The 22,885-nt window shown below is 39.3% G+C and carries 25 protein-coding genes and 1 tRNA gene; 17 read left to right on the top strand and 9 right to left on the bottom strand.

What is annotated here, in order from left to right:
• Positions 1–3: 3 nt before the first annotated feature.
• From AC2CGR_RS20600 to AC2CGR_RS20590, 3 genes are all read left to right on the top strand, one after another.
• Complete coding sequence (locus tag AC2CGR_RS20600; RefSeq protein ID WP_000712175.1) at positions 4–957, top strand: gluconeogenesis factor YvcK family protein; 954 nt, start codon at positions 4–6, stop codon at positions 955–957.
• An 89-nt stretch (positions 958–1,046) separates the two neighbouring features.
• The gene (whiA, locus tag AC2CGR_RS20595) at positions 1,047–1,997 is read left to right on the top strand and encodes a DNA-binding protein WhiA (RefSeq protein WP_000006563.1); all 951 of its coding nucleotides are present in this window, start codon (positions 1,047–1,049) and stop codon (positions 1,995–1,997) included.
• Positions 1,998–2,020: 23 nt separating this feature from the next.
• Positions 2,021–2,269, top strand: coding sequence for an HPr family phosphocarrier protein (locus AC2CGR_RS20590; RefSeq protein ID WP_000250307.1), 249 nt, complete (start codon positions 2,021–2,023; stop codon positions 2,267–2,269).
• A 457-nt stretch (positions 2,270–2,726) separates the two neighbouring features.
• Here the strand turns inward: AC2CGR_RS20590 and clpP are convergent, their stop codons facing one another.
• The 8 genes from clpP to AC2CGR_RS20550 form a co-directional block, all read right to left on the bottom strand.
• The gene (gene clpP, locus AC2CGR_RS20585) at positions 2,727–3,308 is read right to left on the bottom strand and encodes an ATP-dependent Clp endopeptidase proteolytic subunit ClpP (protein ID WP_001049162.1); all 582 of its coding nucleotides are present in this window, start codon (positions 3,306–3,308) and stop codon (positions 2,727–2,729) included.
• Between the two features lie 242 nt (positions 3,309–3,550).
• A complete protein-coding gene (locus AC2CGR_RS20580) occupies positions 3,551–4,420 on the bottom strand; it encodes a DUF421 domain-containing protein (protein ID WP_029440964.1) in 870 nt (289 codons plus the stop codon).
• A 20-nt stretch (positions 4,421–4,440) separates the two neighbouring features.
• Positions 4,441–4,647, bottom strand: coding sequence for a DUF1657 domain-containing protein (locus tag AC2CGR_RS20575; protein WP_029440963.1), 207 nt, complete (start codon positions 4,645–4,647; stop codon positions 4,441–4,443).
• 9 nt (positions 4,648–4,656) lie between these two features.
• Positions 4,657–5,007, bottom strand: coding sequence for a stage V sporulation protein AE (gene spoVAE, locus AC2CGR_RS20570; RefSeq protein ID WP_000575919.1), 351 nt, complete (start codon positions 5,005–5,007; stop codon positions 4,657–4,659).
• A complete protein-coding gene (spoVAD, locus tag AC2CGR_RS20565) occupies positions 5,004–6,020 on the bottom strand; it encodes a stage V sporulation protein AD (protein WP_029440962.1) in 1,017 nt (338 codons plus the stop codon). The genes spoVAE and spoVAD overlap by 4 nt, the downstream gene beginning before the upstream one ends.
• Positions 6,021–6,497, bottom strand: a complete 477-nt coding sequence (spoVAC, locus tag AC2CGR_RS20560) for a stage V sporulation protein AC (RefSeq protein ID WP_000095399.1) — start codon at positions 6,495–6,497, stop codon at positions 6,021–6,023.
• A gap of 30 nt (positions 6,498–6,527) precedes the next feature.
• Complete coding sequence (locus AC2CGR_RS20555) at positions 6,528–7,013, bottom strand: YhcN/YlaJ family sporulation lipoprotein (RefSeq protein WP_087968660.1); 486 nt, start codon at positions 7,011–7,013, stop codon at positions 6,528–6,530.
• Positions 7,014–7,106: 93 nt separating this feature from the next.
• Complete coding sequence (locus AC2CGR_RS20550; RefSeq protein WP_000216166.1) at positions 7,107–7,313, bottom strand: DUF1657 domain-containing protein; 207 nt, start codon at positions 7,311–7,313, stop codon at positions 7,107–7,109.
• A 205-nt stretch (positions 7,314–7,518) separates the two neighbouring features.
• Here AC2CGR_RS20550 and AC2CGR_RS20545 point away from each other — a divergent pair.
• The 9 genes from AC2CGR_RS20545 to eno all read left to right on the top strand — a co-directional run bounded on the left by AC2CGR_RS20545 (position 7,519) and on the right by eno (position 16,574).
• Positions 7,519–7,594: transfer RNA gene (locus AC2CGR_RS20545), tRNA-Arg, on the top strand.
• A gap of 258 nt (positions 7,595–7,852) precedes the next feature.
• Positions 7,853–9,160 (top strand): RNA polymerase factor sigma-54, encoded by a 1,308-nt coding sequence (gene rpoN, locus AC2CGR_RS20540; protein WP_000647984.1) that lies wholly within the window; start codon positions 7,853–7,855, stop codon positions 9,158–9,160.
• Between the two features lie 9 nt (positions 9,161–9,169).
• Positions 9,170–9,415, top strand: coding sequence for a glutaredoxin family protein (locus AC2CGR_RS20535; RefSeq protein ID WP_000869729.1), 246 nt, complete (start codon positions 9,170–9,172; stop codon positions 9,413–9,415).
• Between the two features lie 135 nt (positions 9,416–9,550).
• Positions 9,551–10,579: a gapA transcriptional regulator CggR gene (cggR, locus tag AC2CGR_RS20530; RefSeq protein ID WP_001258187.1), complete on the top strand. Its 1,029-nt coding sequence runs from the start codon at positions 9,551–9,553 to the stop codon at positions 10,577–10,579.
• A gap of 26 nt (positions 10,580–10,605) precedes the next feature.
• Complete coding sequence (gap, locus tag AC2CGR_RS20525) at positions 10,606–11,610, top strand: type I glyceraldehyde-3-phosphate dehydrogenase (RefSeq protein ID WP_000161236.1); 1,005 nt, start codon at positions 10,606–10,608, stop codon at positions 11,608–11,610.
• Positions 11,611–11,749: 139 nt separating this feature from the next.
• Positions 11,750–12,934: a phosphoglycerate kinase gene (locus tag AC2CGR_RS20520; protein WP_029440957.1), complete on the top strand. Its 1,185-nt coding sequence runs from the start codon at positions 11,750–11,752 to the stop codon at positions 12,932–12,934.
• Between the two features lie 32 nt (positions 12,935–12,966).
• Positions 12,967–13,722: a triose-phosphate isomerase gene (gene tpiA, locus AC2CGR_RS20515; RefSeq protein WP_001231038.1), complete on the top strand. Its 756-nt coding sequence runs from the start codon at positions 12,967–12,969 to the stop codon at positions 13,720–13,722.
• Positions 13,719–15,248 (top strand): 2,3-bisphosphoglycerate-independent phosphoglycerate mutase, encoded by a 1,530-nt coding sequence (gene gpmI, locus AC2CGR_RS20510; RefSeq protein WP_001231152.1) that lies wholly within the window; start codon positions 13,719–13,721, stop codon positions 15,246–15,248. Before tpiA ends, gpmI begins: the two co-directional genes overlap by 4 nt.
• Positions 15,249–15,278: 30 nt before the next feature.
• The gene (gene eno, locus AC2CGR_RS20505; protein ID WP_000103949.1) at positions 15,279–16,574 is read left to right on the top strand and encodes a phosphopyruvate hydratase; all 1,296 of its coding nucleotides are present in this window, start codon (positions 15,279–15,281) and stop codon (positions 16,572–16,574) included.
• A 50-nt stretch (positions 16,575–16,624) separates the two neighbouring features.
• On the opposite strand, the gene AC2CGR_RS20500 is transcribed toward eno, so the two are convergent.
• Positions 16,625–17,575: a nucleoside hydrolase gene (locus AC2CGR_RS20500; RefSeq protein WP_087968658.1), complete on the bottom strand. Its 951-nt coding sequence runs from the start codon at positions 17,573–17,575 to the stop codon at positions 16,625–16,627.
• 275 nt (positions 17,576–17,850) lie between these two features.
• Between AC2CGR_RS20500 and AC2CGR_RS20495 the strand changes: the two genes are divergently transcribed.
• The 5 genes from AC2CGR_RS20495 to rnr all read left to right on the top strand — a co-directional run bounded on the left by AC2CGR_RS20495 (position 17,851) and on the right by rnr (position 22,707).
• Positions 17,851–18,219 (top strand): CidA/LrgA family holin-like protein, encoded by a 369-nt coding sequence (locus AC2CGR_RS20495; protein ID WP_000673222.1) that lies wholly within the window; start codon positions 17,851–17,853, stop codon positions 18,217–18,219.
• On the top strand, positions 18,216–18,908 hold the full coding sequence (locus AC2CGR_RS20490) for an LrgB family protein (RefSeq protein ID WP_000078304.1): 693 nt from the start codon (positions 18,216–18,218) through the stop codon (positions 18,906–18,908). Before AC2CGR_RS20495 ends, AC2CGR_RS20490 begins: the two co-directional genes overlap by 4 nt.
• Before the next feature lie 94 nt (positions 18,909–19,002).
• Positions 19,003–19,236 carry a preprotein translocase subunit SecG gene (secG, locus tag AC2CGR_RS20485; protein ID WP_000557262.1) on the top strand — a complete coding sequence of 78 codons (234 nt, stop codon included), beginning with the start codon at positions 19,003–19,005 and terminating at the stop codon, positions 19,234–19,236.
• A gap of 161 nt (positions 19,237–19,397) precedes the next feature.
• Positions 19,398–20,138, top strand: a complete 741-nt coding sequence (gene estA / locus AC2CGR_RS20480; RefSeq protein ID WP_000761976.1) for a carboxylesterase — start codon at positions 19,398–19,400, stop codon at positions 20,136–20,138.
• 142 nt (positions 20,139–20,280) lie between these two features.
• Positions 20,281–22,707 carry a ribonuclease R gene (gene rnr / locus AC2CGR_RS20475; protein ID WP_131101034.1) on the top strand — a complete coding sequence of 809 codons (2,427 nt, stop codon included), beginning with the start codon at positions 20,281–20,283 and terminating at the stop codon, positions 22,705–22,707.
• The last annotated feature ends 178 nt before the right edge of the window (positions 22,708–22,885 follow it).

Raw genomic sequence — 22,885 nt, 5'->3', positions numbered from 1 at the left:
GGGATGAAAAAAGAGAGAAAACCTAAAATTGTCATCATGGGAGGCGGAACTGGACTTTCTGTTTTATTACGCGGATTAAAACAATATCCGGTTGATATTACAGCAGTTGTTACAATCGCTGATGATGGTGGCAGTTCAGGTAGATTACGTGATGAGCTAGAAATTCCACCCCCAGGTGACATTCGTAACGTACTTGTGGCGTTATCAGATGTAGAGCCACTGGTGGAAGCGTTATTTCAGCATCGTTTCACAACGGGAGATGGGCTGAAAGGTCATGCGTTAGGAAATTTATTATTGGCAGGTATGACCTCGATTACAGGAGATTTCTTCCATGCTATTACAGAAACGAGTAAAGTTTTAAATGTTAGAGGACGTGTATTACCGGCGGCGAATCAAAGTGCAGTACTGCATGCGGAGCTAGAAGATGGAGAAATTGTAACAGGTGAATCAAAGATTCCTTATTTCGGAAAGAAGATTAACCGTGTCTTTTTAACTCCAGAAGATGTAGAGCCGTTACATGAAACGTTGACTGAGATTAAACGAGCTGATTTACTTGTTTTCGGTCCAGGAAGTTTGTATACGAGTATATTACCGAATTTAGTTGTTAACAAAATCGGGGACGCTGTTCTTGCTGCAAAAGCGAAGAAGGTATATGTGTGTAATGTTATGACGCAAGCTGGTGAAACGATGGGATATACAGCGTTTGACCATGTGCAGGCGTTACATGATCATTTAGGTGAACCATTTATCGATACTGCAATTGTAAATAACCGTGATATTCCTTGTGAATTACGTCAGTTATATGAAGAAGAAATGTCGGCGCCAGTTGTAGTAGATGAAGAGCGTTTTACTGAAAACAATATTAATGTTATTCAAGATCAATTAGCGAAGTATGATGACCGTGTTGTAAGACACGATACATTAAAACTAGCTTCTATTTTATATTCACTTTTGTAGATGTGCGTTGCCTCGTTTGAGGTAACGCTCCTCATTTCATATAGGACAAGATTTTTGTTCCACAATAATCGTATAAGGAGGTGTTGACTGTGTCATTTGCATCAGAAACAAAGAAAGAGTTGACGAATCTGGAGATGAAGGAATGCTGTGAGAAAGCAGAATTATCAGCGTTACTTCGCATGAACGGATCGCTTTCTTTTTCAAATCGTCGTCTATCAATCGATATTCAAACAGAAAATGCGGCAATTGCAAGAAGGATTTATACGCTTTTGAAAAAAGGATATGACGTGACGGTAGAATTACTTGTTCGTAAAAAAATGCGATTGAAGAAAAATAATGTATATATCGTAAGGCTTGTTGAGAAGTCTCGCGAAATATTAGCTGATCTTCATATCGTTCGAGACGACTTTTCATTTATTCGAAATATATCGCAAGAATTAATTGAGAAGAAATGTTGTAAACGATCGTATTTACGCGGTGCATTTTTAGCAGGTGGTTCAGTAAATAACCCAGAAACATCATCTTATCATTTAGAGATCTTTTCGTTATATAAGGAACATAATGATGCTATATGTGAACTGATGAACGGATTTGATTTAAATAGTAAGACGTTGGAAAGAAGAAAAGGGTACATTACGTATTTGAAAGAAGCAGAAAAGATTACAGAGTTTTTAAATATTATAGGTGCTCATAATGCACTTTTAAGATTTGAAGATATTCGAATTGTGCGTGATATGCGTAATTCTGTGAATCGTTTAGTGAACTGCGAAACAGCTAATTTAAATAAAACAATTGGTGCAGCGCTAAGGCAGATTGAAAATATCCGCTATATTGATGAGACGGTTGGTCTCGATATATTGCCAGATAAATTGCGAGAAATTGCGCAATTACGAAGAGATTATCAAGATGTAACATTGAAAGAGTTAGGTGAGATGGTATCCGGGGGGAAAATTAGTAAATCGGGTATTAATCATCGTTTGCGTAAAATCGATGAGATTGCAGAGAAATTACGCGCGGGGGAAACGGTAGCAAAAAAATAAGAGGTTAAAGGGGAAATGGAGCTGTGGTTCAAAAAAGAGTTCAGGTTTCATTAAAAAACGGTTTACAAGCACGTCCGGCTGCGTTGTTTGTACAAGAGGCCAATCGCTTTCATGCAGATATTTTCATCGAGAAAGATGGAAAGACAGTAAATGCAAAGAGCATAATGGGGATTATGAGCTTAGCAATTGGAACTGGTAGCATGATAACAATTACAACAGAAGGTTCAGATGCAGAAGAAGCTTTAGAGGCATTAGCTGCATATGTACAATAAAACTGCTATCGCATATGTGCGATAGCTTTTTTGTTTTTGTTATTTGTTGGTGGGGGCGAGGTATGTAGGGTGTGTATGCTTGTCGAGAATTGTCGGTAAGTCGATAAGTTGTGTCGAAACGTCGATATATGAAAATAATCGCCAATATAATTGGAGTTACAGTCGATATATTTGAAAAATCGCTGATATATTCAAATGTATACTGGGTGGGGTATATTCGTGCGGAGGCGTAACTATAAAAAAAGCGCCCTGTGAGAGGGCGCTTTTTTTATAGTTATATCTAGCTCCAGCGGCTAGCTCTTCGTGTCTAAGAACCTTCCGCATAAGAAGGCAAAAAGCGCCTTTTATGCGAAAGAACCTTAGCCAGTCAGAGCTGAACGAGCCGCTTCCGCTTTTAGTTGTATCTAGCTCCATCGCCCTGTGATTCTGAACGAGCCGCTTCCGCTTTAAATATCTATTAACGATTTGTAAAGATCTTATCGATTAAACCGTATTCTAAAGCTTTTTCTGCTGTCATGAAGTTGTCGCGGTCTGTGTCGCGTTGTAGTACTTCAAGTGGTTGACCTGTACGGTCAGCAAGAATTTGGTTTAGTTTCTCACGTAAGAATAGGATACGTTTAGCAGCGATTTCGATTTCAGTCGCTTGACCTTGTGCACCACCAAGTGGTTGGTGAATCATTACTTCACTGTTTGGAAGTGCATAACGTTTTCCTTTTTCACCTGCTGCAAGTAAGAATGCACCCATAGATGCAGCCATACCGATACAGATTGTTGATACTTGCGGTTTAATAAACTGCATTGTATCGTAAATTGCCATACCTGCTGTGATAGAACCACCAGGGCTGTTAATGTAGATGTGAATATCTTTTTCTGGATCTTGAGATTCCAAGAATAAAAGCTGGGAAACGATTGAGTTAGCTACGTTGTCATCAATTGCACTACCAAGCATAATGATGCGGTCTTTTAATAGTCGAGAGTAAATATCGTAAGCGCGTTCTCCACGGTTTGTTTGTTCAATTACTGTAGGAATTAAATTCATCTGTTATTTCCTCCTTCTAAAGCTTTCTTAGTCTTATAATACAATTATGGTCAATAAAGGTCAAACGAAACCACTTTAAATCAAAAAAATATGTAGTTGTACCATGAAATATTCGCTATGTTTTTGAAATTCCCTGCTTATGTATCTTCAACATCATAACCGAATTACATAAATTTAAACGTTATAAAAACTGTAGAAAAAAAAGAAAAGAACGCCTTTTGACTGAAGCGTTCTTTCTAGAGTTATTCTTTTAAAAGATAGGTTACTTTATTTAAAATCTTTTCGATTTGTTTCGCGTTTTTACTATACATTTCACTCGCTGATTTCGACTTTGTTTCTAAGGAAAATAGTTCAAGATCAGCATGACATTTTTTTAAAGATGCTAATAATAAAGGTTTGTTTTGAGGAGAGGGCATTTGGAGTTTGTCATTGTAAATGTCTATAGTCAATTGTCCGTATGAATCCACCTGACCGAGAAAGACATTTTCAATAACAACACCGAGTTTTTCTAGTTCAGCATGTAACCAAGCGCGGTTATGCCCGCTAGAGGATAGAGGTTCATCTAGTACATTTCCATCCATAATAACAGTTTGTGGTTCTTTTTCATTCGGTACCTTTAAACCGATGTCTTTTGCTGTAAGTGGCTGAGAATCTTTCTTTAATAATACATTTAATTCTCCGCTCGGTTCTAAGACAGCAAATTCGACTTCAGCTATGCTGAACGCACTTTTTCCACGGAGAAGTTCCAGTAATTCGTCACTTGTATATTTTTCTTTCTTTAAGTTGTCTTCGAGTATCTTTCCGTCTTTTATTAATACGGTAGATTTCCCTTCAAAGAAGTCCCGAGCTGTTTTGTTCTTTAAAGAGAGGATTCCTGTTAAAAAAGGTACCACAGCGAAAATGAGTATCGCAAAGACGCCGTGAAAAAATTTTGAATCGAGCCCTGTAGATACTTGGGCAGCGATGTCACCGATTGTCATTCCGGCTATGTATTCAAAGAAGGAGAGCTGAGAGATTTGTCTTTTCCCTAACCATTTCGTAATAGCGAATAAAATAATTAATATGAATACAGAGCGAAGAATGACAAGTGTCCATTCCGGCAGGTGAGACATAGTCAGTTCCTCCAGTCTACTTAAAACCCTTTATATTGAGGTTCTTCACGTTCTAATACTGAAATCCTATTCTGTAAATCAGCGATGACGCTGTCCATTTCTAACATACATTCATGAAATACACGTTTTGATTCTTCGTCTTGTGAATTTAAAGAAAGGGAGCTTAAACTTGCTTGAGCCCCTCTTACACTAGCAAGGCAGGTTTTAACACTAGCAATAACTGTCATACAAACACCTTATCCTTTCGGTTTGAATAGCAAAGCTCCAATGAAGCCGAAAATAATAGCTGCGGATACACCGGCGCTCGTTACTTTAAACATGCCGGTAATAACGCCAACGATGCCATGTTTTGCAGCTTCTTCCATTGCGCCGTGAACGAGAGCATTACCGAAGCTTGTAATAGGTACGGTCGCCCCAGCTCCAGCGAAATCAATTAATGGCTCATACAAATTAAATCCATCTAATATAGCTCCAGCAACAACGAGTGTTGCCATTGTATGAGCGGGTGTTAGTTTGCCAACATCAAACATAAGTTGGCCGATTACACATATGAGTCCGCCAATGACGAAAGCCCAGAAAAAAATCATTGCGTTGCACCTCCAAATTCAATCGAAACGGCGTGAGCGATACACGGAATCGTTTCTTCTTGTTGGAATGTAAGTGGAGATAGTAAAGCGCCTGTCGCAACGACAAGTATTTTTTTGAACTCTCCTCTTTTCATTCGGTTTAATAAATGACCGTACACGACTGTTGCGGAACATCCTGGTCCACTAGCACCAGCTATGACAGGTTGCCCTTCTCTATAAATGAGTAGCCCACAATCTTGAAACTGTTCGCTCGTTACTTTTGTTCCATGTTTATGTAGTAAGTCATAAGCAATTTCGCGTCCTACATGTCCGAGATCGCCTGTTACGATTAAATCGTAGTAAGAGGCATCGATTTGACGTTCACGTAAGTGGGCTTCAATTGTATCGACGGCAGCTGGAGCCATTGCGCCTCCCATATTAAACGGATCTGTTAATCCCATATCAACCACTCGTCCGATTGTTGCAGAGGTTACCCTAGGGCCGTGTCCAGTATCGCTTAAAATAGCAGCTCCTGCTCCAGTTACTGTCCACTGTGCAGTAGGTGGCTTTTGTCCACCATATTCGGTAGGATAGCGGAACTGTTTTTCTACAGCGGTGTTATGGCTCGATGCACCGGTTAATAAATATTTTGCGCCTTTTGCATTTACGATACTTGCCCCAAGTGCTAAACCTTCCATAGAAGTAGAACAAGCCCCGAATAATCCGAGATAAGGAGTGCCCAGTGTACGGCAAGCAAAGCTTGTAGGGGTAATTTGATTAATTAAATCTCCTGCGAGTACGAATTGAATATCGTCTTTACGAAGTTCTGCTTTTTCAGTAGCGCGGCTACAAGCTTCTTCGAATAAAATTTTATGTGCTTTTTCATAGGAATCTTGTCCAAGCCATAGGTCTTCATGAAGGATATCGAAGTCTTCTGGAATGTTCCCCTTTGCTTCAAACGGTCCGCCAACGACTCCAGTTGAAATGATAACTGGTTTGTTTTCAAATACCCACGTTCGGTGTCCTTGTAACATTTATAGCCCTCCCCATTGAACGAGAATCGTTTTAATAAGTGCGATGACGAAAGCGGAAAATACACCAAACAAAATAACAGAACCAGCTAATTTGAACATGTTACCGCCAACACCAAGGACAAACCCTTCCGTTCGGTGTTCGATACATGCGGCAATCACAGAGTTACCAAATCCCGTGACAGGTACAGCTGTACCCGCCCCAGCAAACTGTCCAAACCGATCGTATATACCGAAACCAGTTAGTAACATGGAAATGAAGATGAGAGTTGCGACTGTTGGATTTCCTGCTGAACGTTCAGTGAAATCAAAATATGTGATGTAAAAAGTAGAAATGAGTTGTCCGATGAAGCAAATAAAACCACCGACGAAAAAGGCTTTTATACAATTTTTCAAGACAGGACGCTTCGGTTCACGTTCTTGCTCGAATTTTTTATATTCCTGTTGCACAGGGGTTAAGTTTTTATCTTTACTAGACATTGCAATCCTTCCTTTTCTTAAAAAAAAGCGTTAAGTGTTAGACTCCATTTTTTTACCAATGAATTTTAATTGTTTATTAATTTCATCTTTAGATACTTCTTTTTTCTTAATTTTGTTCTCAAGTTTTTCGAGTAACATAAAGATTTTTTTATCTGTACTGACACGAACGTCGAAAGTAGGATGCTCATCACTTAGCTGCTTTTGAAGCTTCTTACGCAGCGATTTTAATCCAAACCTTTCGTGATGCTCAGGTGTAACTGCTATGTAGAGATCTAAGTTTGAATTCACTGCTGTGCTTTTTATAATTTCATCCATAGCGAGAGCTCTTTTCTTCGCTCCTTGTGATATAGATTGATTAAAGGATTCCGTACTCGTCTTTGTTAACTTTGGACCTTTTTCTTTCTCCGTTCGTTTTGCTTCTTCTTTCACTTTTTTATCTAAAGGACTATTATCACATCCGGTAAAAGAGCTAAATAGAAGGGCAAATAATGCGGTTATGAGGCCGAGTTTTCGCATGATTATCATTCCATTTCTATTGCAATATGTAATGTGATAGAAAAAGGATGACTGCATATCATCCTTTTTCTATTTCACAGCAAGACTGATTCGTTATTGCTGTGAGTATTGTGGTTCTTCTTGTTGGACTTCTTCAACGCGTGGGTTTAAAGAATCGATAATCGTTTGTGTTTGCTGCGCAGCTGTTTGGAAAAGTTGCTTAGCTTGTTGGTTATCCGTATCAAGAGCGAATCCCTCTAAGCTAGCTTGTGCACTTTTTAATCCAGAAACAGTTTGTTTTAATTTTGTAATTACAGTCATTGAATGAAGCCCCCTTTGGAATATCAATTCAAAGATTATAATTTGTGAGTTGGGGTGAATTTATGATTGGAAAATTTAGGGGTGAGTGCTTTGTTAATATACTCATAACTAAGTGGCATAAAGGATTACGGGGATATTTTTATTGATTTAGATGGATTTTATTGCTATTATTATGAGAAGAAAATGAAGTGTTTTCTATTATCATGCGCCCATAGCTCAGTCGGATAGAGCGGTGGTTTCCGGTACCACGTCTGCCGGGGGTTCGAATCCCTCTGGGCGCGTCAAAAAGTCCTAACTTACGTTTTGTAGGTTAGGACTTTTTTTATTTCCCTCTTGTTATATCTAGTAATAAGATTTACTATTAGTACTTGATAATAATTTTTAACTTTATTATTTTCTTTCAATATTATTCAAATTTCGGTTTTAAGTTGTAAATCTCATTAATACATATAAATTAATAATATTTTGGAATGGGTGTCTGTGATAGCATTCTCCTTTTACCAAACTTATTGTACAATAGAAACAAGGGGGAGATTAGTTTGAAGGCAAGTCTTTTACAAGAACAAAGCTTACGTTTGGCAATGACACAAGAGTTAAGGCAAGCGATTACAATGCTCCAGTATAATGTACAAGAATTATCGGAGTTTTTGTATGAGCAATCGTTAGAGAATCCCCTTATTGAGTTAGGTGGTTTTGAGAGGGAGAAGAAAAAGAGCTCTAACACAAGTAAAAGTACCAGCAAACAAGTCGAGAATCAGATGGAAATCTACAGTGTGGATTCTACAACGATTCAGCAACATTTATTAAATCAAATACAGTATTATAAAATAGAGGAAGAAGAGCGAAAAGTAGCTTCTTTCATTATTATGAACATGGATGGAAATGGGTATTTACAAGAGACGAACGAAGAGTTAGCAAATCTTCTTTCCGCACCGCTTCATGTAGTCGACCGCTCTGTAGAGCTTGTCCAATCACTCGAGCCAGCAGGGGTAGGGGCGCGTAATATTCAGGAATGTCTAACCTTGCAATTGAAGCGCTTACAAAGGCGGAATGGATTAGCGGAAGAGGTTATAGAGGATCACTTCGCTTATTTCGTAAAGAAAGATTGGCGAAAGCTCGTTCAAGTGTTGAAGTGTAGTAATGAGGAATTACAGAGTGCTGTAAATTGTATAACGTCATTACAACCAAAACCAGGTCTTGCGTTTTCTTCTGATAAACCGCTTTATATTGTGCCTGATATGGCGGTGAAAAAAGATGGTGATCGTCTCGTTTTGCAAATGAACGAGAGAAATATGCCAAGAATTGAAATTCATTCTGAATATAGTGCGCTTCTTAATAATAGTGAAAGTGAAGTGGCATCTTACGTATCAGAAAAGTATCAGCATGTGCAGTGGATTATGCGTAGTTTAAAACAGAGAAAACAAACCCTTCTGCAAGTGATGACCATTATTATGGAAAAACAACGTGATTTCTTCTGGAAAGGTCCGGAGTATTTAAAGCCACTTGCTTTAAAAGAAGTAGCAGAAGAGTTAAGCGTGCATGAATCGACAATTAGTCGTGCAACGCGAAATAAATATGTGCAAACACCACACGGTTTATTTGAGATGAAATCGTTCTTTAGTAATGCCGTTTCGACTACTGAAGATGAAGCAGTTTCTACAAAGCGTGTAAAACAATTTATTCAAACGCTTGTTGAGGCAGAGAATAAGAAAAAGCCACTTTCAGATCAAAAGATTTCAAAATTATTAGAAGAAGAGCATGAAATCGTTATTTCTCGAAGAACAGTGGCGAAGTATAGAGAGCAAATGCACATTCCAGCGTCGTCATTACGAAAAACAATCGGATAGGTGAAGAAGATGAAAGTTGTACTGTATACAAAAAAAGATTGTGGCCTTTGCGTGAAGGCGAAACAAGTTTTACAGGAAGTACAATGTGAATATTCTTTTCAAATTGAGGAAATAGATATATATGAAGATAATGACCTTTTAGAAAAATATCATCTAATGATTCCGGTTGTAGAAATAGACGGAAAACAAGTAGAATATGGTAACATTCACAAAGGTGTCATAATAAACTATATAAAGAATGCAGTTAAGAGTTGAATAAGTTTCTATCTCCTGTTACAATAATACACGTAGCAGGGATTATTTTTTTAACCTATGTGGGACACAAAATGTCACTACGGGACGTAAAGTGACCACGAGGGAAAATGAACCGATGTAGTGAGGAGAAAAGATATGCGCTCATGGATTCAGAACACAAAAAAATTATTACCTGATCTGCTACCTGTTATGCAAACGAGAATGCAAATTCTTCAATACATTAGGCTCATGCAGCCAATTGGAAGAAGAAACTTATCAGCAAGTCTCGGTATGACAGAACGAGTATTGCGAAGTGAAGTTCAAGTTTTGAAAGAACAAAACTTAGTTCACGTCGCTTCTTCTGGAATGACATTGACAGAAGAAGGAACAGCTTTAGTTCTTGCTTTGGAAGACTTTATGAAAGAAATTTCCGGGTTAAAGGTTTTAGAAAAGCAACTTAAGGAAACATTAGACTTGGATGAAGTTTTCGTTGTCCCTGGTGATAGTGATGAATCACCTTGGGTCAAACTGGAGATGGGCCGTGCTTGTGTGACTTGTATAAAAGACCGTCTGACAGCGAATAATATCGTTGCTGTGGCTGGAGGAACTACGCTAGCTGCTGTTGCGGACATGATGCAGCTTGATTGCAAAGATTTACATATGCTATTTGTCCCAGCACGTGGTGGAATTGGAGAAGGCGTCGAGTTAGAAGCCAATACCATTTGTGCCAAAATGGCGCAAAATACGATGAGTAATTATCGCTTATTGTATGTTCCAGATCATGTTAGCAGCGAAGCATATGCGTCTATTGTGACAGAGCCTTCCGTGAAAGAAGTTCTTGAGTTGATTCGATCTTCCAATATCGTCATTCATGGAATAGGTGATGCGTTAACAATGGCACGTCGCAGAAATACTTCGGAAGCAGATTGGTTAAAGATTCAGGCAAGCGAAGCAGTTGGCGAAGCTTTCGGTTACTACTTTAATGAACAAGGAAATGTTGTTCATAAAGTAAGAACAGTTGGTATGCAACTAGAGGATTTACAAAATGTATCTCACGTTGTTGCAGTCGCTGGAGGTTCTTCAAAGGCAAAGGCAATACAGGCTGTAATTAAACAAGGGCACACTTCAATTCTAATTACAGATGAAGGTGCAGCAAAACAGTTAACAAAGGGTATTACCCTTTAATATAATCCCCCAAGGAGGAAATTCAAATGACTAAAATTGGTATTAATGGATTTGGACGTATCGGACGTAACGTATTCCGCGCAGCTCTTAACAACTCTGAGGTAGAAGTAGTAGCAATCAACGACTTAACAGATGCTAAAACATTAGCTCACCTTTTAAAATATGACACAGTTCACGGAACTTTAAATGCAGAAGTATCTGCTAACGAAAACAGCATCGTTGTTAACGGTAAAGAAATTAAAGTTATCGCTGAGCGTGACCCAGCTCAATTACCATGGAGCGACTACGGAGTAGAAGTAGTAGTAGAATCTACTGGCCGTTTCACTAAAAAATCAGACGCTGAAAAACACTTAGGTGGATCAGTTAAGAAAGTTATCATCTCAGCTCCAGCTTCTGACGAAGATATCACTGTAGTTATGGGTGTTAACCACGAACAATACGATGCAGCTAACCACAACGTAGTATCTAACGCTTCTTGTACTACAAACTGTCTAGCTCCATTCGCTAAAGTATTAAACGAAAAATTCGGCGTAAAACGCGGAATGATGACAACAATTCACTCTTACACTAACGACCAACAAATCTTAGACTTACCACACAAAGATTTACGTCGTGCTCGTGCAGCAGCTGAAAACATGATCCCAACATCTACTGGTGCAGCTAAAGCTGTAGCATTAGTATTACCAGAACTTAAAGGTAAATTAAACGGTGGCGCTGTACGTGTTCCAACTGCTAACGTTTCTCTAGTTGACCTAGTTGTTGAACTTGATAAAGAAGTAACAGTTGAAGAAGTAAATGCAGCATTCAAAGCAGCAGCTGAAGGCGAATTAAAAGGTATCCTTGGATACAGCGAAGAGCCATTAGTATCTATCGACTATAACGGATGTACAGCTTCTTCTACAATCGATGCATTATCTACAATGGTAATGGAAGGTAACATGGTTAAAGTACTTTCTTGGTACGATAACGAAACTGGTTACTCTAACCGCGTAGTAGACCTAGCAGCTTACATGACTTCAAAAGGTCTTTAATTCTTAATTATATAAGTTATCAATGACAAAACGAGGGAGAGGGTTTGTTCCCTCTCTCTCTTCTTTCGTTTTAAAAGCAAATGTGTTAAGCTTTTGAGTGGGTTTTGTCAATCCTAACTAGTAGTCGGAGGGAAATCCAATGAACAAAAAATCAATTCGTGACGTAGATTTAAAAGGTAAGCGTGTATTTTGCCGCGTTGATTTCAACGTACCTATGAAAGAAGGCAAAATTACAGATGAAACTCGTATCCGTGCAGCTCTTCCTACAATTCAATATTTAGTAGAGCAAGGTGCGAAAGTTATTTTAGCAAGCCACTTAGGCCGTCCAAAAGGTCAAGTAGTAGAAGAAATGCGTTTAACTCCAGTAGCAGCACGTTTAGGCGAGCTTCTTGGTAAAGACGTTAAAAAAGCAGACGAAGCATTCGGACCAGTTGCACAAGAAATGGTTGCAGCAATGAACGAAGGCGACGTATTAGTTCTTGAAAACGTACGTTTCTATGCGGGCGAAGAAAAGAACGATGCAGAACTTGCGAAAGAATTTGCAGCTCTTGCTGACATCTTCGTAAACGATGCATTCGGTGCAGCTCACCGTGCTCATGCTTCTACAGCAGGAATCGCAGACTACCTACCAGCAGTATCTGGTCTATTAATGGAAAAAGAGTTAGAAGTATTAGGTAAAGCACTTTCTAACCCAGAACGTCCATTCACAGCTATCATCGGTGGTGCGAAAGTAAAAGATAAAATCGGTGTAATTCGTCATCTATTAGACAAAGTAGATAACTTAATCATCGGTGGCGGACTTGCTTACACATTCGTTAAAGCTTTAGGTCATGAAATTGGTCTATCTCTATGTGAAGACGACAAGATTGAACTAGCTAAAGAATTTATGCAACTTGCAAAAGAAAAAGGCGTAAACTTCTACATGCCAGTTGATGTTGTAATCACTGAGGAATTCTCTGAAACTGCAACAACTAAAATCGTTGGTATCGACTCTATCCCTTCTAACTGGGAAGGCGTGGACATCGGTCCTAAAACACGTGAAATTTATGCAGATGTAATTAAAAACTCTAAGCTTGTTGTATGGAATGGACCAATGGGTGTATTCGAAATGACTCCATTCGCAGAAGGTACAAAAGCAGTAGGACAAGCATTAGCAGATGCAGAAGGTACATACTCTGTTATCGGCGGTGGTGACTCTGCAGCAGCTGTTGAAAAATTCGGTATGGCTGATAAAATGAGCCACATTTCTACTGGCGGCGGTGCGTCATTAGAATTCATGGAAGGTAAAGAGCTTCCAGGTGTAGTTTGTCTTAACGACAAATAAGTAGCAGCCAAAGAAAAAGGACGGTGCAAAGCATGCGTAAACCAATTATCGCAGGTAACTGGAAAATGAATAAAACTCTATCTGAAGCAGTTAGCTTCGTAGAGGAAGTTAAAGGTCAAATCCCAGCAGCTTCAGCTGTTGATGCAGTAGTTTGCTCTCCAGCTCTATTCTTAGAGCGCCTTGTAGCAGCGACTGAAGGAACTGATTTACAAGTAGGTGCACAAAACATGCACTTCGAAAAAAATGGTGCATTCACTGGCGAAATTAGCCCAGTAGCACTTAGCGACTTAAAAGTAGGCTACGTAGTACTTGGCCACTCTGAGCGTCGTGAAATGTTTGCTGAAACAGATGAGTCAGTAAACAAAAAGACTATCGCAGCATTTGAACATGGTTTAACACCAATCGTATGTTGTGGTGAGACTTTAGAAGAGCGCGAAAGCGGAAAAACATTTGATCTAGTAGCAGGTCAAGTAACAAAAGCACTTGCAGGTTTAACAGAAGAGCAAGTTAAAGCAACTGTTATCGCTTATGAGCCAATCTGGGCTATCGGTACAGGTAAATCTTCTTCTTCTGCAGATGCAAACGAAGTATGTGCGCACATCCGTAAAGTTGTTGCAGAAGCTGTTTCTCCAGAAGCTGCAGAAGCTGTTCGTATCCAATACGGCGGTAGCGTAAAACCAGAAAACATTAAAGAGTACATGGCACAATCTGACATCGACGGCGCTTTAGTTGGCGGTGCTAGCTTAGAGCCTGCTTCGTTCTTAGGTCTTCTGGGGGCGGTAAAATGAGAAAGCCAACAGCTTTAATCATTCTTGACGGTTTCGGACTTCGTGAAGAAACTTACGGGAATGCTGTAGCACAAGCTAAGAAACCTAATTTTGATGGTTACTGGAACAAATTCCCTCACACAACGCTTACAGCTTGTGGCGAGGCAGTAGGTCTTCCAGAAGGTCAAATGGGTAACTCTGAGGTTGGTCACTTAAATATCGGTGCTGGCCGCATTGTATATCAAAGCTTAACACGCGTAAACGTTGCAATTCGTGAAGGTGAGTTCGATAAGAACGAAACGTTCCAAAGTGCAATTAAAAGCGTAAAAGAAAAAGGTACTGCACTTCATTTATTCGGTTTACTTTCTGACGGTGGTGTGCACAGTCACATGAACCACATGTTTGCTCTTCTTCGCTTAGCAGCTAAAGAAGGCGTTGAGAAAGTATACATTCATGCATTCTTAGATGGCCGCGATGTTGGACCAAAAACAGCACAAAGCTATATCGATGCAACAAATGAAGTAATTAAAGAAACAGGAGTAGGACAATTCGCGACTATCTCTGGTCGTTATTACTCCATGGACCGTGACAAGCGTTGGGATCGCGTAGAAAAATGTTACCGTGCTATGGTGAATGGTGAAGGCCCTACTTATAAATCAGCAGAAGAGTGTGTAGAAGACTCTTATGCAAATGGTATCTACGATGAATTCGTATTGCCGTCTGTAATTGTTAACGAAGATAACACGCCAGTTGCAACAATCAATGATGATGATGCAGTTATCTTCTATAACTTCCGTCCAGACCGTGCAATTCAAATTGCTCGTGTATTTACAAACGAAGACTTCCGTGAGTTCGATCGTGGTGAAAAAGTACCTCACATTCCAGAATTCGTATGTATGACACACTTTAGTGAAACAGTAGATGGTTACGTGGCATTCAAGCCAATGAACCTTGATAACACTTTAGGTGAAGTTGTTGCGCAAGCGGGATTAAAGCAACTTCGCATCGCGGAAACTGAAAAGTATCCGCACGTTACATTCTTCTTTAGCGGTGGTCGTGAGGCTGAATTCCCAGGAGAAGAGCGTATCTTAATTAACTCACCGAAGGTTGCAACGTATGACTTGAAACCTGAAATGAGCATTTACGAAGTAACGGACGCTTTAGTAAATGAAATCGAAAATGATAAACATGATGTTATCATTCTTAACTTTGCGAACTGTGATATGGTTGGCCATTCTGGGATGATGGAACCAACAATTAAAGCAGTAGAAGCAACTGACGAATGTTTAGGAAAAGTTGTAGAAGCGATTCTTGCAAAAGATGGTGTAGCACTTATTACTGCTGACCATGGTAATGCGGATGAAGAATTAACTTCTGAAGGAGAGCCAATGACAGCTCATACAACTAACCCGGTTCCTTTCATTGTTACTAAGAACGACGTAGAATTACGTGAAGATGGTATCTTAGGTGATATCGCTCCAACTATGCTTACACTTCTTGGTGTTGAGCAACCGAAAGAAATGACAGGTAAAACAATTATTAAATAATTTGCTTATATAAAAAGGAGAGAATTTATTATGTCAACAATTATTGATGTTTATGCTCGCGAAGTCCTTGACTCTCGTGGTAACCCAACTGTAGAAGTAGAAGTTTACACAGAAAGCGGCGCTTTCGGACGCGCTATCGTACCAAGTGGTGCATCTACTGGTGAGCACGAAGCAGTAGAATTACGTGATGGTGACAAATCTCGTTACCTAGGTAAAGGTGTTATGAACGCAGTAAACAACGTTAACGAAGCAATCGCTCCAGAAATCGTTGGTTTCGACGTAACTGACCAAGCTGGTATCGACCGTGCTATGATCGAATTAGATGGCACTCCAAACAAAGGTAAACTAGGCGCTAACGCTATCCTTGGTGTATCTATGGCAGTAGCTCACGCAGCAGCTGACTTCGTAGGTCTTCCATTATACCGTTACCTTGGTGGATTCAATGCAAAACAATTACCAACTCCAATGATGAACATCATCAACGGTGGTTCTCACGCTGATAACAACGTTGACTTCCAAGAGTTCATGATCTTACCAGTTGGTGCTCCAACATTCAAAGAATCAATCCGTATGGGTGCTGAAGTATTCCATGCCCTTAAAGCTGTATTACATGACAAAGGTCTTAACACTGCAGTAGGTGACGAAGGTGGATTCGCTCCAAACCTTGGTTCTAACCGTGAAGCATTAGAAGTAATCATCGAAGCTATCGAAAAAGCTGGTTACAAAGCTGGCGAGAACGTATTCTTAGGAATGGACGTTGCTTCTTCTGAGTTCTACAACAAAGAAACTGGTAAATATGACCTTGCAGGCGAAGGCCGTACTGGCTTAACTTCTGCAGAAATGGTTGATTTCTACGAAGAGCTTTGCAAAGACTTCCCAATCATCTCTATCGAAGATGGTTTAGACGAAAACGACTGGGATGGTCACAAATTATTAACTGAGCGTATCGGTGATAAAGTACAATTAGTTGGTGACGACTTATTCGTAACTAACACTCAAAAACTTGCTGAAGGTATCGAAAAAGGTATCTCTAACTCAATCTTAATTAAAGTTAACCAAATCGGTACTTTAACTGAGACTTTCGAAGCTATCGAAATGGCTAAACGTGCTGGTTACACAGCAGTTGTATCTCACCGTTCTGGTGAAACTGAAGATGCTACAATCGCTGACATCGCAGTTGCAACTAACGCTGGCCAAATCAAAACTGGTTCTATGAGCCGTACTGACCGTATTGCTAAGTACAACCAATTATTACGCATCGAAGACGAACTAGGCGAAATCGCTGTTTACGATGGTATCAAATCTTTCTATAACATCAAACGATAATTGTAGAAAATAACGACAGACCGTGAGAAATCACGGTCTGTTTTTTTATGCTAAAATTGTTCTCCCGTCATAAGTGACATGAAATGTTTAAAGAAACGGTTATAATCAAAATCAATTGCAATTTGATGACCCGGCCAATCAATAAATGGCTTTTGGTTCACTAAAGAACGAAATTCCCCTATGCTTGCTCCTTGTGCAGAGGATTCTGTCATGACAACGATAGGGGATTTGTGATACGTAAACATAGAGTTATCAAGTAAAGCGAGTATTGGCATTGTGTCATGGAAGGGGCTACCCTTTAAATGTGGTAGAGCATTTTTATAATAGCCGTAGTAATAATGATCGAATAACGGTTTGACGAGTGGGGCTTTTCCTTTTGCTTCAATATATTCAGCCATTTCTGGTGTAATGATGGAATATTGGGTGACGTTTAATGGATAGATGTACATGTTAGGCGAGGATTGAAGGACTATATTAGCGGCAGTAGGGTCTCCGTAAAAGTTTGCCTCCGAAATAGGAGTAACATTACCAGGATGTAAAAAGGCACCGCCCATTACGTAGTAAGATTTAATTTGCTTCATTAATTGTTTGCACATGATAAACAAAATTGCTAAGGAGGTAAGTCTTCCTAAACTTACAATGATTAATTCATCTTTATACTGTTCAATAAGAGGAATAACTTCGAAAAAATTCTCCATTTCTCCGTTAGTCACATTCCCCTTTGGAATAATTGGACCAAGCCCTTGTGTCCCGTGTACATCTGTAAAAAAAGCAGGAGGGGCACCAGTAAGAGGACGTTCTGAACCACCGAATATCTTAATATTTCTGTTCCTTGTTTCGTTCGTAAGAAAATGAGCATTTTGTACGGCCATCTCTTTTGGGACATTGCCGTAATCAGCAACAATGCCGATGATTTCTATTTCATCGATAAAGAATGCTAAGAGGAGAGCCATCGTATCATCAATCCCAGGATCACAAAAAATGAGAACTTTTTTGGGCATATGTTCACCACCTATCTCGTTTATATATATGTAAGCTTAAAGGCAAAAAGATTATTTTATTAAAATAATAACCTTTAAAATTCAGAAAATAAAAACTTCTTATATTAGGTCAAGGTTTTTGACTTAATTTCCTCGTGGAAATGTAGTCATATCAAGGTTGTAAGCGTATAACATATACGTTTTTTGCTGTCAAGTTGATAAATTGCAGCTTTTTACAATTTATACTATGATAAAGATATTAACAGAAGATCGTATAAACAAGAGGGATGATGAACATGAAATTTACAAAGATTCTTGTCCAAATTGCTGCTCTTTACGTTTTTTATATGGTTGGAACTTGGGTACAAGAAATGTTAAATATTCCGATCCCAGGAAGTTTGATTGGAATGTTCCTCTTACTTGTTTTACTTAGCCTAAAAGTTCTTCCAGTGAAATGGTTCGATTTAGGAGCAGAAACACTCGTTGCTATTATGCCGTTTTTATTAATTCCGCCAACGCTTGGCCTAATGAATTACGGTGCTTTTTTTATGAGTAAAGGAATTTCTCTTTTCATTACAGTTGTAGCGAGTACATTTTTAATTATTATTGTCGCAGGACATACAGGACAATATCTTGCGAATAGAAAGGAAAGAGAGTCGCGATGAGCCAAATATTAATCGGGATCGGTTGGGTTCTTTTTACGGTGCTATTATATCAATTATCTAAAAAAATCTATAAATTATTTCCAACACCATTCACCATTCCAATGCTTGTAGCAACAGGATTAATGGCTTTCCTATTTATCGTGCTTGATATACCGTATCAACATTATATGGAAAGTGGTGGTGGCTGGATTGCAAAGCTACTTGGACCCGGTGTTGTAGCATTTGCAATTCCTCTATATAAACAACGTCATGTTCTGCAAAAATATGTTGTACCAATTGCCGGTGGGGTACTAGTAGGTACAACAGTTGCCATCGCAAGTGATTTTGCTATTGCCTCACTTATGGGAACAGATAAAAGCTTAATTTTATCTTCTTTACCAAAGTCAGTGACAATGCCAGTTGCAATGAGTGTTTCAGAGCAAGTTGGTGGTGTGCCGTCATTAACAGCAGCTTTCGTTGTTATTGCAGGTATTACAGGAACGATTACGGGCCCACTTTTATTAAAATGGAGCCGCGTTACAAACTCAGTTGGTAAAGGTATCGGATTTGGATGTGCTTCTCATATTATGGGTGTGATGAGAGCGATGAAAAATAATGAACATGAAGGTGTTATTGGATCGGTAACAATGACATTAACAGCGATTTTGACATGTTTGCTCGGACCGTTATTTGCAATGATGTTCATGTAATAGAAGAAAAGCGAGAGCTATAGGGTTGCTCTCGCTTTTCTATAGAATTTATGCTACAGTTACAATAACTGAATCTTTGTAGGAGGTACGCCAAGTGCATACGTTATTATCCGTTTTACTTATTATTGTATCGATTTTAATGATTGTTATGGTACTTATGCAGTCTAGTAATAGCTCAGGCCTTTCAGGTGCAATTTCAGGCGGTGCAGAGCAATTATTTGGTAAGCAAAAAGCACGTGGAATTGAAGCGGTATTAAACCGTATTACAATTGTTTTAGCTGTATTGTTCTTCGCATTAACAATTGGTGTTACGTACTTAAACTTATAGAATTGAAAGAAGAAGCGTTAGTAAGATGTACTAATGGTTCTTCTTTTTTTATTTTGCCATTTGAAAGATGTTTCTAATTAGATTATAGAAATATAAATATGGTACACTAGATATAGAAAGAATACGACTAGATTACAGAAGAGAAAGAGGAGAAGTACATGATGAAATTAGCATCTCCGAAACCATTTACATTTGAGGGTGGAGACCGCGCTGTTTTATTACTACATGGATTCACAGGAAACTCAGCTGATGTACGTATGTTAGGGCGTTTCTTAGAAAAGAAAGGCTACACTTGTCATGCGCCAATTTATAAAGGGCACGGTGTACCACCAGAAGAGCTTGTTCATACAGGTCCTGAAGATTGGTGGCAAGATGTAACGGAGGCATATCAGCTTTTAAAAGATAAAGGTTTTGAGAAAATTGCTGTCGTTGGATTGTCACTTGGCGGAGTATTTTCACTAAAATTAGGTTATACAGTACCGGTTTTAGGTGTAGTACCAATGTGTGCACCAATGTATATTAAGAGTGAAGAAACGATGTACCAAGGTATATTGGCATATGCCCGCGAATATAAAAAGCGTGAGCAAAAATCACCAGAGCAAATCGAACAAGAAATGTTGGAATTCCAAAAGACACCGATGAATACATTAAAAGCATTACAACAATTAATTGCTGACGTACGTAACAATGTGGACATGATTTATGCACCAACATTTGTTGTACAAGCGCGTCATGATGAAATGATTAATACAGATAGTGCGAACATTATTTATAACGGTGTAGAATCAACGTTAAAAGACATTAAATGGTATGAAGACTCTACGCATGTCATTACACTTGATAAGCAGCGTGACGAGCTACATGAGGATGTATATAACTTCTTGGAGCAACTAGATTGGTAAGATCTAGTTGCCTCTTTTTTTCATAAGGAATTTTTTGTGAAAACTGTAAAAATCATAAGGGGAGTATTGAAGTTTCGCTTTATACATCCCCTATCTTTCGGATACACTAAATAATATAAGGTTTTAAAGGAGGTATTTTTGCTTGGAAGAAATCATACAAGAACATATTGATAAGTTGTTATTATTTATGAGAGAAGAAGCGTATAAACCGCTAACGATACAAGAGTTAGAAGAGGCATTTGGAATTGAAGGTTCTGAGGGCTTTAAAGATTTTGTAAAGGCACTTGTAATGATGGAAGAGAAGGGACTTATTATTCGTACTCGTAGCAACCGTTACGGTCTGCCTGAAAAAATGAATTTAGTACGTGGTAAGTTAATTGGACATGCACGTGGCTTTGCATTCGTTGTACCAGACGAGAAGAAAACAGGAGACGACGATCTTTTCATCCCGCCTACAGAATTAAACGGTGCGCTTCATGGCGATACAGTATTAGCACGCCTTAGTTCCCAATCGAGTGGTTCGCGTCAAGAAGGTTCCATTGTACGCATTTTAGAACGCGGAACGAAAGAACTAGTTGGTACATATACAGAATCGAAAAACTTTGGATTTGTTATACCTGACAATAAGCGCTGGACGAGTGACATTTTCGTATTGAAAAGTGCATCAATGGGCGCTGTAGAAGGTCATAAAGTAGTTGTGAAAATTACGAGCTATCCAGAGAATCGTTTAAGTGCAGAAGGTGAAGTTATTCAAATTCTAGGTCATAAAAATGACCCAGGAGTAGATATTTTATCTGTCATCCATAAACATCATTTGCCTTTAGCATTCCCTGAAGAAGTGATGGAGCACGCAAACAGTGTACCAGAAACGATTTCAGAAGAAGATTTAAAAGATCGCCGTGATCTTCGTGACCAAATGATCGTAACAATTGACGGTGCAGACGCGAAAGATTTAGATGACGCTGTTACAGTAACGAAGCTCGAGAACGGTAACTATAAGCTTGGCGTTCATATTGCAGATGTAAGTCATTACGTTCAAGAAGGTTCTCCAATTGATGTAGAAGCAGCGGAGAGAGCGACGAGTATATACCTTGTTGACCGTGTAATTCCGATGATTCCGCATCGTCTATCTAACGGTATTTGTTCATTAAATCCGAAAGTAGACCGTCTGACGTTATCTTGTGAAATGGAAATCAACAATTTAGGTGACGTTGTAAAGCATGAGATTTTCCAAAGTGTAATTAAAACGACAGAGCGTATGACGTATGCTGACGTAAGAAGCATTTTAGAGGATGAGGACGAAGAATTAATTAAACGCTATGAGCCGTTAGTACCGATGTTTAAAGAGATGGGGCAATTAGCACAAATTTTACGTGAAAAACGTATGCGCCGCGGTGCAATCGACTTTGACTTTAAAGAAGCGAAAGTATTAGTAGATGAAGAAGGAAAACCGACTGATGTTGTCATGCGTGATCGTTCAGTATCAGAGAAGTTAATTGAAGAATTTATGCTTGTTGCGAACGAAACAGTAGCAGAGCACTTCCACTGGATGAACGTACCATTCATGTACCGTGTCCATGAAGATCCGAAAGAAGATAAGCTAGAGCGTTTCTTCGAGTTTGTAACGAACTTCGGATATGCAGTAAAAGGACGTGCGAATGAAGTACATCCTCGTGCGCTGCAACAAATTCTTGAAATGGTTCAAGGGCAGCCTGAAGAAGTAGTTATTTCAACAGTAATGCTTCGTTCTATGAAGCAAGCGCGTTACGATGCGGATAGCTTAGGACATTTCGGTTTATCAACTGAGTTCTACACGCATTTCACATCACCAATTCGTCGTTACCCAGATACAATTGTTCATAGATTAATTCGTGAATACATTATTAACGGTAAAGTCGACAATGAAACGCAAGCAAAATGGCGTGAAAAATTACCTGAGATTGCAGAGCACTCTTCTAATATGGAACGTCGTGCTGTTGAAGCTGAGCGTGAAACAGACGAAATGAAAAAAGCAGAGTATATGGTTGATAAGATCGGCGAAGAGTATGACGGTATGATTAGCTCTGTAACAAACTTCGGTTTATTCGTAGAGCTTCCAAATACAATTGAAGGTCTTGTACATGTTAGCTACTTAACGGATGATTACTACCGTTACGATGAGCAGCATTTCGCAATGATTGGAGAACGTACAGGTAACGTATTCCGCATCGGTGACGAAATTACAATTCGCGTTATTAACGTAAACAAAGACGAGCGTGCAATCGACTTTGAAATCGTTGGCATGAAAGGTACACCTCGTCGTAAGTTCAAAGACCGCCCAGTCGTTATTGAACAGCCAAGAACAGGTAGAAAGAAACGCGGTGGACGTAGCGAGCGCAGTAATGAGCGCGGCGGAGAACGTGGCACAGGAAGAAAATTTGACCGTGGTGGCAAAGGTAAAGGAAGAGGATCTGCATCCGCATCCGCGTCCCCTAGCCAGCCAGGGAAAAAAGAGGGTAACGGCAAGAAGAAAAAAGCATTCTTCGAAAACGTACCAGGATTCAAGAAGAAAAAGAAAAAGCGTAAGTAAGAAAAGGATGGCTTCGCTTTGATGAAAAGCGAGGCTTTTTCTTTTTATGGAATCTGGCTACAGTGGCTAAAATCTGTTGGCCATTTCACTCCCTCGGACGAAGCAAAAAGCGCTTCTCTGTCTGGAGTTCCAATGTCCAAAGATTCTGAGCGAGCCACTTTCGCTTTTTATTAACATT

It is taken from the genome of Bacillus sp. LSHTCR4 (assembly GCF_057197025.1).
This window is presented reverse-complemented; position numbering and strand designations above follow the sequence as displayed.

What these genes read in the sequence shown, in the direction of transcription:
- AC2CGR_RS20535 (WP_000869729.1), top strand. Translation starts at nt 9,170, where the DNA reads ATGAAAGTTGTACTGTATACAAAAAAAGATTGTGGCCTTTGCGTGAAG.
- gap (WP_000161236.1), top strand. Translation starts at nt 10,606, where the DNA reads ATGACTAAAATTGGTATTAATGGATTTGGACGTATCGGACGTAACGTA.
- gpmI (WP_001231152.1), top strand. Translation starts at nt 13,719, where the DNA reads ATGAGAAAGCCAACAGCTTTAATCATTCTTGACGGTTTCGGACTTCGT.
- cggR (WP_001258187.1), top strand. Translation starts at nt 9,551, where the DNA reads ATGCGCTCATGGATTCAGAACACAAAAAAATTATTACCTGATCTGCTA.
- AC2CGR_RS20580 (WP_029440964.1), bottom strand. Translation starts at nt 4,420, where the DNA reads ATGTCTCACCTGCCGGAATGGACACTTGTCATTCTTCGCTCTGTATTC.
- AC2CGR_RS20550 (WP_000216166.1), bottom strand. Translation starts at nt 7,313, where the DNA reads ATGACTGTAATTACAAAATTAAAACAAACTGTTTCTGGATTAAAAAGT.
- eno (WP_000103949.1), top strand. Translation starts at nt 15,279, where the DNA reads ATGTCAACAATTATTGATGTTTATGCTCGCGAAGTCCTTGACTCTCGT.
- spoVAC (WP_000095399.1), bottom strand. Translation starts at nt 6,497, where the DNA reads ATGTCTAGTAAAGATAAAAACTTAACCCCTGTGCAACAGGAATATAAA.
- AC2CGR_RS20575 (WP_029440963.1), bottom strand. Translation starts at nt 4,647, where the DNA reads ATGACAGTTATTGCTAGTGTTAAAACCTGCCTTGCTAGTGTAAGAGGG.
- clpP (WP_001049162.1), bottom strand. Translation starts at nt 3,308, where the DNA reads ATGAATTTAATTCCTACAGTAATTGAACAAACAAACCGTGGAGAACGC.
- tpiA (WP_001231038.1), top strand. Translation starts at nt 12,967, where the DNA reads ATGCGTAAACCAATTATCGCAGGTAACTGGAAAATGAATAAAACTCTA.
- AC2CGR_RS20600 (WP_000712175.1), top strand. Translation starts at nt 4, where the DNA reads ATGAAAAAAGAGAGAAAACCTAAAATTGTCATCATGGGAGGCGGAACT.
- estA (WP_000761976.1), top strand. Translation starts at nt 19,398, where the DNA reads ATGAAATTAGCATCTCCGAAACCATTTACATTTGAGGGTGGAGACCGC.
- AC2CGR_RS20500 (WP_087968658.1), bottom strand. Translation starts at nt 17,575, where the DNA reads ATGCCCAAAAAAGTTCTCATTTTTTGTGATCCTGGGATTGATGATACG.
- spoVAE (WP_000575919.1), bottom strand. Translation starts at nt 5,007, where the DNA reads ATGATTTTTTTCTGGGCTTTCGTCATTGGCGGACTCATATGTGTAATC.
- AC2CGR_RS20555 (WP_087968660.1), bottom strand. Translation starts at nt 7,013, where the DNA reads ATGCGAAAACTCGGCCTCATAACCGCATTATTTGCCCTTCTATTTAGC.
- spoVAD (WP_029440962.1), bottom strand. Translation starts at nt 6,020, where the DNA reads ATGTTACAAGGACACCGAACGTGGGTATTTGAAAACAAACCAGTTATC.
- AC2CGR_RS20490 (WP_000078304.1), top strand. Translation starts at nt 18,216, where the DNA reads ATGAGCCAAATATTAATCGGGATCGGTTGGGTTCTTTTTACGGTGCTA.
- AC2CGR_RS20495 (WP_000673222.1), top strand. Translation starts at nt 17,851, where the DNA reads ATGAAATTTACAAAGATTCTTGTCCAAATTGCTGCTCTTTACGTTTTT.
- AC2CGR_RS20520 (WP_029440957.1), top strand. Translation starts at nt 11,750, where the DNA reads ATGAACAAAAAATCAATTCGTGACGTAGATTTAAAAGGTAAGCGTGTA.